Source organism: Sphingomonas hankyongi (assembly GCF_023516575.1).
In the GTDB taxonomy this organism is placed as follows: domain Bacteria; phylum Pseudomonadota; class Alphaproteobacteria; order Sphingomonadales; family Sphingomonadaceae; genus Sphingomicrobium; species Sphingomicrobium hankyongi.
In genome coordinates this window covers 129,732-139,379 of sequence record NZ_JAMGBE010000003.1, presented here as the reverse complement: position 1 = coordinate 139,379, position 9,648 = coordinate 129,732, and the positions used below count along the sequence as shown (strand labels likewise).

2 protein-coding genes are annotated in these 9,648 nt (G+C 62.9%); one reads left to right on the top strand and one right to left on the bottom strand.

From position 1 onward, the window contains the following. Positions 1-13: 13 nt before the first annotated feature. Positions 14-2,431 carry a M16 family metallopeptidase gene (locus LZ538_RS09165; RefSeq protein WP_249831720.1) on the top strand — a complete coding sequence of 806 codons (2,418 nt, stop codon included), beginning with the start codon at positions 14-16 and terminating at the stop codon, positions 2,429-2,431. Here LZ538_RS09165 and LZ538_RS09160 read toward each other — a convergent pair whose 3' ends face one another. Next, positions 2,432-9,532 carry an autotransporter domain-containing protein gene (locus LZ538_RS09160; protein WP_249831719.1) on the bottom strand — a complete coding sequence of 2,367 codons (7,101 nt, stop codon included), beginning with the start codon at positions 9,530-9,532 and terminating at the stop codon, positions 2,432-2,434. Positions 9,533-9,648 lie beyond the last annotated feature (116 nt).

Sequence of the window (9,648 nt, the reverse complement as noted above, 5' to 3'; positions counted from 1 at the left end):
TCAATGCCGCGGGATGACAAGAGCGCAGATAATCCTGGCAGCGATCGCACTGGTCGCTTCCGCACCGGCTTCCGCGGAACTGGATCTGGCACGAGCTGATGTCAGCCATCTGCCGAACGGACTGACGGTCATCGTCTTGGAAGATCACAGTTTTCCGGTCGTCAGTGTGCAAATGTTGTACAAAAGCGGGTCGGCGGCTGAGACGACGGGCAAGACCGGCCTCGCCCATTTCCTTGAGCATCTCGCTTTCCGCGGAAGCAAGAACTTCCCAAACGCTCAGGCGACCGAACTCATCTACGACGCCGGTGGCGAGTGGCACGGCTATACGGCGATGGACCAGACGACCTATTTCTCGACCATGCCGAAGGCAGATCTTGGCCTTCTCCTCCGGATTGAAGCTGATCGCATGGCTCGGACGGTCATCGATCCCGCCGCTATCCAGGCCGAAAAGGGCGCGGTCATCACGGAGTTGCACAGCTACGAGAACGATCCCGCGTCCGTTTTGCTGGAAACGGTTACGCGCACCGCGCTCCAGGCGCATCCTTACGGGAGTCCGATGGCTGGCTACGTCAGCGACGTCGAGCGGCTGACCATCGACGACGCGCGCGCCTATTATTCAAGCCATTATGCGCCTGCGAACGCGGTATTGGCAGTCGTGGGGGACTTCCAGTCGGCAGAAGCGAAGGCATTGATCGCCAAGAGCTTCGCCGATGTCCCATCCCGGCCAGTCGCACCGCCGACCCTTACCATCGAGCCGTCGCAACGCGGGGAACGGCGGACGGAAATGCTCGGTCCGGTCGACCGGCGCTTTTTCCAGCTCGCCTATCCATCGCCGGCGGCCTCCAGTCCGGATTTCGTTCCGCTCCTCCTGCTCCAGGAGATCCTTGCCGGAGGATCTGGGCTGAACCTTCGGCAAAGCGACTGGACGGGCACTGCGGCAACAAAAGGTTCGCTGCTGTTCGGCGTCACCGAGGACATAGCGACATGGCTGCCGCCCACGCGCGACTCTTTCCTCTTCACCGTCAGCGGATCGATCGGCGCCAAGGCGGAACAAGCCGAGACTGAGCGATTGATCGAAAGCCGAATCGCAGTCCTTCGCGATCGCCCCGTCGCGCAATCACGGCTGAACGAGGCGAAAGCTTCGGTGATTCGCGCGATCGCGGAGGATGTTCTCACGACTGAGGATGCTGCGCACCAGCTTGCTTTCTTCGAAGGTATTGGCGCCCTCGATGTGCTCCTCGACCTGCCTGCGCGGATTAGCGCAGTGACGACGGCCGATGTCCGTCGCGTCGCTCAGGCTTACCTCGTTCCGCAACGGCTCACGACCGGCTGGATGATACCGGGCGCCCCTCCGTCTGGGACTGTCCCGCGCGCAACCCCTCGCTCAATGGGCGATCGTACCGGTACCGTTGCTCCCACGGTCGTCGCCAGCGAACCGCAGCTTCGCCGACTAACGGGTGGGCTCCCGGCAATCGTCCAGTTCAATCCTCTTTCGGACACCGCCGCCGTCGAATTGCTGCTCTCCGGCCCAGTTGAAGGGGGTGCCCACCCCGAGCAATTGGCTGGCCTTGACGCGGTCGTTCGTTCGGGGCGGCCGAACGATTTGACGAATCTTGTCGCGCAATCGGTGGCGGCGGCGCGGACTGGACCCAGGATCGCTGAGCCACCCAGCGAGGATCCCGCTACTCGGCTCGAACAGCTTATGGCCGCTCAGATGGATAGTCAGCCACGCAAGGCGCCAATGCCGTTGGCAGTTATCGTTAGCGGCAACTTCCCTTCCAGCGCGGCCTTGGACATGCTCGAAAAGCAGCTGGGTCAGGCGCGGCCCGCCAAGTTGCCAATGGCATCGCCGACACCGACGCGCTCAAACGGACTCAGCGTCGTTAGCGAGCGGATTTCCAGACCCCTTTCACAGGGAGCGATAGGCTACGTTGTCGAAGGGCCTCCGCCGGCCAGTCGCGACGCCTTTGCATGGCGCATGCTGCTCTATGTCCTGACACATGATTATTCCGGACGGCTCGGGCGCTCCGCGATCGGCGACAAGGGCATCGTCTATCATATATACAGCCAAGTACGGACAGACGGGCGACGGTCCTGGGTCACGATCTCCACCGGGGTCGATCCGGGCAAAGCCGATGCCATGGAAGCCGAACTCCGAGCTCAACTCGCCGCACTCGTCAGCAGCCCGCCAAGCCCGGCAGAGGCCAGGGCCGCGCGCAACCACCTGCTCGGCCGCGACCTGACAGCCTCCCAGAGCAACGAAGAGCTGGCAGCCAAGCTTGCCCAACAATTCGTCGAGACCGGCGGCTTACGGCCGCATGACCAACTCGTTCGCGAGCTCGATCAAGTCAGCCCATCAGATCTCGCGGCCGCGGCGCGCGGCTTCGGTCACGGAACGATCATCCGCGTCGACGTAGAAACCCGCCCCTGATCACTCTCCCCTTTCGCCGCGTTCGACGGGCGGCGGCGGTGGCGGTGGCGGTGGAGCGGGCTGCTCGACGACCGGAGGCGGTGGCGGCGGCGGAGGCGGCGGAGGCGGAGCAGCTTCCTGCTTGTGCCCGCCGAGCGGCAGCACGGCCTTCAAGTTGAACGCATGGCTGTGGACGTCGCCGTTGAACTCGCCGTCGTAGCCGAGCCTCAGATCGACCGGGCCCATCTTGCCGCCGAGGCTCGCCCCGACCAGGAAGGTGCCGCGCTTCTCGGCCGCCGACACGATGTCGAACGGACAGGTGTCGGTCTGGCACATGAACGCCTCGGTCACCCGCGCCCGGCTGTTGCCGAAGCGATGGCGGTAGCCAAGGTTCACTTCCGGCACTACGCCGCCGAGCTGGCCCGCCCATTTTGCGCCCAACGTCACGAACGTCCGGCTGATGCCGCTGTCGTCGACATGGAGGTTGGCGCCGTCGAGCCCGCTCTCGATGAACTCGTCGATGCCGGCATGGACATAGTCGAGGTTGAGATAAGGCGTCGCCACCGAGTTCTCGCCAAGCGGGAGCCGCGCTCCGCCATGCAGGCCGAAGGTCCACATCTTGACGTCGGGATCGCCGCGCGTGGTGCCGCCGAACGTCCCGCCAAACGGGGTGAAGTCGATGTCGCGCTTCGAATCCCCGTCGTACCAGCTGTAGGTGGTCAGCGCCTTCACGTAAAACGCCCCCGGGTCGTAGACGCCATAGGCGCCGACCTGGAAGCCGTCGGCGTCGATATCGTCGTTGAAGCGATGCTCGTTCACATGGTTGTTCACGAACCCGACGCTCATCCCCAGGATCGCCGAGCCGCCGACGCTGGCGTCGAGGCCGATCACCCCGGTCGTGCGCTTGGCGCGATACGATCCCGCCTCGCTGTCGCCGTCGCCCCTACGGCTCTGGAAGTCGAGCTCGCCCCACATGTGCAGCGGAGCCGAAGCGCGGCATTCCAGCACCGAGCCCGCAAGCGTCGGAACCTCGCACGCGGTCGCCTTGTCGAGGATGTCGTTGTAGCGCACGCCCAGCGACGGGAACGACTGCAGGTAATCGGCGTAGCTCGATCCCGCCAGCATGTTCAGAGCCACATTATAGTCCGCCGCATCGTCGATCAGGAACAAATCCGCGAACAGGTCCGCAATCCCTCCCGTCAATCCAGGATCGTAGATACACTCCAATCCCTCAGCGGCTTCGGACGCGTTGTACGTCAGGCCGTCGATCGCGTTGAACGCGACGCGGGTGACTTCAACGTCGATATTCGCATCGTCGTCAGCGGCGCATGCGATGTCTAGGAACAGGGAGCCGGCATGGGCTCCGCCAATCACACATCGGTCTTCGTCGAACCCGGTGAGAGTATTGGCGTCGATGATATCTTCGAACGTCATGTCGTCGAACAGTCCGTTCTCGGACGTAAGCCGGGCTTCGATCGTGCCTTGAATATCGGCCTGATCGGCGAAGATCTGGCTGTAGCTGCCCAGCGGTTGTGCGCCGGGCCCTTCCGGTGCGAGCTCGAACGCTATCGTCCCGCCCTCTTCGACGGTGAGGTCGTCGACGAATACGTAAGACGGGCCGTCATATGCTGTCGGGTTGGAATACTTCGAATTGCGCAGGAACAGAGTCGCTTCATCCTCTACCGTAAGCGAGCCTTGGAGCTGCTCCGGGGCGAGCGCCGCAGCCGCCTCCTCTTCATCCTCTGGCGGCAACAGGTCCGGATTGATCGTGCCGTCAAGGGACGTTTCCCCCTCGGAGATGACAATCTCGTCTCCGTCATTGATATCGATGTTGCCATAGATCGTGCCGCCGCCCAGCAGGTTGATCACAGACTTGTTGGGGGCGCCCGAAGCATCGATTGCGAGCCCGCGCCGCCAGGTTTCGCCCTCGTCGCTCGACACGCGAACGATCAAGTCGCCCGAATTGTTGAACGTGAACACGTCATCGGGCGATGACGGAGAACCTGTTCCGTTCCCAATGACCCGGATGCCGTAAGCATTGGCATTTCCGCCGTGGCCGGTCACCGCATCGACATTGATCGCGCCGGAATTGCTCAGCGTCACCGTGTTGACGCCGGACATCAAGGAGACGCCGGTTGCAGTCGCATTGCTTCCCGGCACTTCATGCGCGGTCGTGCCGGTTCCGGTCATCATCACGCCGCCGATCGCCGAGGCGAGCACCGCGAGGTCGCCGCTGTTGTCCAGCGTTCCAGAGAGAAGCGCTGTCCCCGGCGCGCTGGTCGCTACAGCGGCCTGGATTGCCATGCCGACCGCACCTGCGGATGCGCCGTCTGCGGCGTCAGCGGTGGCGACGATGTTCATTTCGCCGCCATTATCCGCGTCGACGGACAATGACTCGCCGCTCGCGCGATAACCTACCGCGACGACGAAGCCGGTACCGGTCTCGCCCTCGCCCTTGAAACCGGCTTTGACGTTGAATTTGCCTTCGTTGTCGAAGCTTATAGCTCCATCCTGACCGCTGACTCCCTGGTTCACGCCCAGCGCCATCGCGAAGCCGTCCGCCTGCGGACCCTTGGACTGGGCTCCAGCGGCAATGTCGAACGTGCCGCTATTGGTGAAGGCGACGGAGCCGTGGTTGCTCAACTGATATAGCCCGCTCGCCTGCGCAGCAGCGTTGGCGAAGGTGAAAGCCGTCGCGCCTTCCGGCGGTGAAACGGTGGCCTGCGCGCCGGCGTGGACCAGGAAGTCGCCGCTATTGTCGAAGGACGCGACCGCCAAATCGTCTTCCCCGGCAAGCGCCTCTTGATTTCCGGCCAGCGCCTGCGCGAACGCGACAACAATCTGCTCGCCTGAGGCCTTTGCCCCGGCTGTCACTTCGAATTCGCCGCTGTTCTCGAACGATATGTTGGCAGAACCGGTCGCTGCATCAACGCTCTGGAAGAAGGCGCCATAAACGACGGCATTGCCGCGGCTGAACAATTCGCCCCCTGAGGCTTCGGCACCCGCATGAATCGCGATGCTGCCGTCGTTGGTGATACCAGCGGCGCCATTGCCGTAAGAGATATCAGCCAACTGACTGATTCCAGCTACGACATTTGCCACTGCAACTGCGCTGGATCCGGCGGCCTCCGCGTCGGCCACCAGAGTCACGTCGCCACCATTTATGAAGGTCGCCGATCCAAGCACGTCCGTTGCCGTGCCATAGGACGACCCAAATTGATTCATGTGGAGGTCCTGGACGATCCCGCCTGAAAGAATGACCGAAGCGTTGCCCGCGACCTCTCCTTCGCCCGCGGCATGAGCGCTGATTTCGATCGTGCCGTCGTTGTTGAGGTCCGCCGACACATTACCCGGGTGAAAGCCCGAGCTCGTGAATGCGATCCCGGAGGCGTGCTGGCCTATCGCATTGAAAATCGTCGCGTACGCGAGCGCCGTTCCATAGCCGTTTTCGGTCGACGTCCCCGCAACGCCATTGGCCAGGATCGTGATCTCGCCGGAGTTATCAAAGATAGCGTTCGCGTCACCACCAACGGCAGTCGCTTGATCCACGACGACATATTCCAGATTTGCAGTCGCGGCCGCGAATTCGCCCGAGGCCAAGGCGCTGGCCCCAACTGTCACCTCACCGGAGTTGGTTAGCTCACCCACGGAGTCGCCGGAATTTGCTCGCGCCGCGACAAGAAGCGCGCGACCGACGCTCGCGTCCGCAGTCGCCCAAGTCGGGCCGTTTGCCTCAGCAATGGCGGCGACTGTCACACTTCCACTATTATCGAGCGATGCAATGCCGTGGTCCGAACCGGTTGCCGCGGCGAACATGCCGATGAGGTCGGAGGCGTTCGCGATAGCCGAGTTGGTTGAAGTAGCGAGGGCGTTCGCGACGATGCTCAGTGACCCGCTGTTTTTGAGCTCGGCAGTGCCCTCGATCCCGACGACCCGCTGCATAATGCCGGGCCCTCCGTAAGCGTTGGCGTATGCGATTACCGAACCGTGGACGGAGGCATCGGCGAATATAGAGATGTCGCCCTGGTTGTCGAAGAAGGCGTTCGCGTCCCCACTCACTGCAAATGCTGACTGGAACAAGGCGCCAAAAAAGATGCTGCCGTTTCCGGCTTGCGCTGTCGCTTGGGCGACCAGGGCCGTTGCGGCCGCTTCAGCGATCAGGTCGATAGTTCCGCTATTCGTAAGGCTGACCGACGCGTCACCGGCATTGGCATTGGCGACCTGCCAGACCGCCGTAAGGCCGAGCGCGACCGCGAATGCGTTCGTCGAAGCTTCCGCATGCGCATCGGCATGGATCAAAATTGCGCCGCTGTTCTCGACGGCCACATCGGCGTCGCCATTGCCGCCGGCACTTGCAATGCCCAACAAGCCCCCAACCGCCTGTGCAGCGGCCGTAGCGGCGTGGCCGCCAACGGCCGTAGCGTTCCCGGCGAGCCGAATGTCGCCACTATTGGCGAGCGATACGCCGGCATCGCCGTCGGCGGGCAGCGTGGCAGCCGCCACCATTCCATAGACGGCGCTTCCGAAGGCGTAAGCATTTCCATCGGCCGACGCATGCGCTGCCGCGTCGACGTGGATCGTGCCGCTATTTGACATGTCGATGACCGCATCACCGGGGTTAGCAGCCAAGTGAATGTCGAATGTGGTGTAGGTGCCGGTTCCTGTCCCAGTGCCCGGATCGAATTGAGAGATTCGAGCGAAATTCCCGACCGCGAAGGCGTTCGCGAAAGCGATATCGGTCTCCTGCCCATCCATCGCATCCGCGTTCGCAACGGAAACTATCTCTATAGCGCCACTGTTGTCGAAAGCGATCGAGCCGCCATTGTTACCGTGAACGGTCTGAAGAACGCCGCCCAACGCCCAGCCGGTGGCATATGCGTGATCGCCCGCGGTCGCTTCGGCTAATATGCCGACCGCGATCGTACCCTGGTTGTCGAGCGACAGATGTCCGGCGCCCGTCGTGCCGCCGCTGGCATATTGCGACACACCTTCGAACACCGTCGCCCCTGCAATGGCGCTCGTATCAGCTACGGCATGAACTTGCGCGCCAACTTCGAAGTCACCTTCGTTGGTGAATTGCGCTGACGCGTTGCTGCCTGCGACGAGTTGCCGCAGGCCGTCTGCATGGATGACTGCGGCTGCGGAACTTGTGCCTTCTGCCTTCGCGATAGCCATCACCTCAACGGACCCCGTGTTCACGAAACCTGCGCTCGCGGTCGCCAGTCCCGTGACTCGCTGCAGCAAGCCCAACGCGGTCGCGTTCGCAACTGCTAGGCCGCCGTTCGCGATTGCCGAAGCGCCGACCAGTATGGAGCCTTCGTTATCCATCGCGACCCCCGCCTGAGCAGTGCCGCTCGCCAATTGGGTCAACCCGACGGCACCAGCCAACGCACCCGCCACGCCGGTGGCTTCCGCATGTGCCTTTCCGATGACGCTAATGTCTCCGTCGTTCGTCAGCTGCGCATTCGCACTCGTGCCTGCCGCGACCTGATTGACCCCAACCGCCGTCGCCCCCGCAAGTGCCGATTCCTCACCGGCCGCGTGGGCGTTCGCGAAGATACTGAGCGTTCCTGAATTCGCGAGTTCGGCTGAAGCTTTGCCAACTGCCTCCGGACCTCCGGTCACATAGGCCGGAATAGTCGTTGAATAAGTATATATTGCCGTGCCGTGAGCCCCGACCGCGCTCGCCACCTGGTCTATACCGCTCGCGAGCGCAATCGCCCTCGCCGCTCCATCGGATTCGGCGTCGACAAGGGCGCTGACGATTATCGAGCCATCATTGTCGAGATGTGCTGACGCGTCCGCCCCGGCTGCAGTCTGGTTGACGGCGGTTACCAGCCCATAACCAAGCGCATCCGTAGCATATGCGGAAGAAAGTGCGTCGGCCGCGACGTGAACCTCAGCACCCACAAAAATATCGCCGCTGTTGGCGAAAGATGCGACCGCTTCACCAACCGGTACCGTGCTGACCTGGAATGTCGCCGTTCCGTTTGGATGGATCGTTTCCAGCGTCGAAGCGGCTATTGCCGTTGCGACCTGCACGATCCCGGCCATGCGTACGTCGCCGCGCACGATACCAGCGCCATGGGCCACGGCGGAACCGGCGAAGTCGATCGTTCCATTGTTCGCTAAGGAAACGAGCGCCTCGTTTCCGCCAGCAAGCTGAACGATGCCAGTGAGCGCGGCGGTCGCATAGGCGTGGCCTCCCGCGTCCGCATGCGCCGCAACATCGACCGTGAACGCGCCGTTGTTCGTGATCGTGGATTGAGCCACTCCGGCCGGATTGTCGCTGGATGCGCCGACCAGCGTCCCATATTCCAGCGTCGCATTCTCGATGCTTTGCGTGCGCGCACTGGCAAGCTGGACGATTCCGACCGCGCTTGCAGTCGCCAGTGCATCGCCCGCGCCTGCGACGGCGCTCGCATAGGCGCCGACTGTGAAATCCCCCTCATTGGTGAAGGAATTGGCGGCAAGGTCTACGCCCCTCGCCTGCTGGTAAACGCCAAGCTCGATGAAGGCTGCGGCGGTTGCATAACCACCATCGGATTCCGCATGTGCGTCTGCGGCGATCGTAACCGCACCCGTATTGCCCATTTGATTGCTGGCAGTGCCTTCTGCCGATCCGGCCGTAGCGACCTGCCAAATGCCGGTCCCAACGGCGGCGACGGCGATCGCTGGCCCGCTGTCGCCCTGCGCGTCAGCAGCGGCGTCGATGTCGAGCAGGCCGCCGATTGAGATCTCGTTGGTCGCAAGCTCGGGAGCAACGGCGAGCTGACCGACTGCTAAGTCGATGAACCCGACGGCGGTGGCCGTATTCCCTTCGGCATGTGCTTCCGCATGGATCGTCTGGGAGCCGCCGATGGCGATCAGGTTGGATGCAGACTGACTGCCAATGGCAGACTGCTCGATGGCGCCCGGTGAGGAACAGGTCGCGGTTCCAGCGCAAAGCACGTAGGCAGTCGCGGCAGCAAGGCCGCCGGGATTATCATCGATGACAGTCGCGCCGAAGTGCTGAGCGGGAGCGGATGAATCAACCTCGTACAGGTTGATCGCGATCGTGCCGGTATCCTCCTGGCGCACACCCGGTTCGCTCGCGGCCAGCGCCTCAGCTGGACTGAGCACTCCTAATGCCAGCACGGAAGCGCTCGCAGCGAGCAGCCGTCCTCTTGCTAGACCCTTCTTTCCATTTGTCAGTCGAAGGCTGGCAAGCAAAGGAGCACGCATAGAAAATCCTCGTC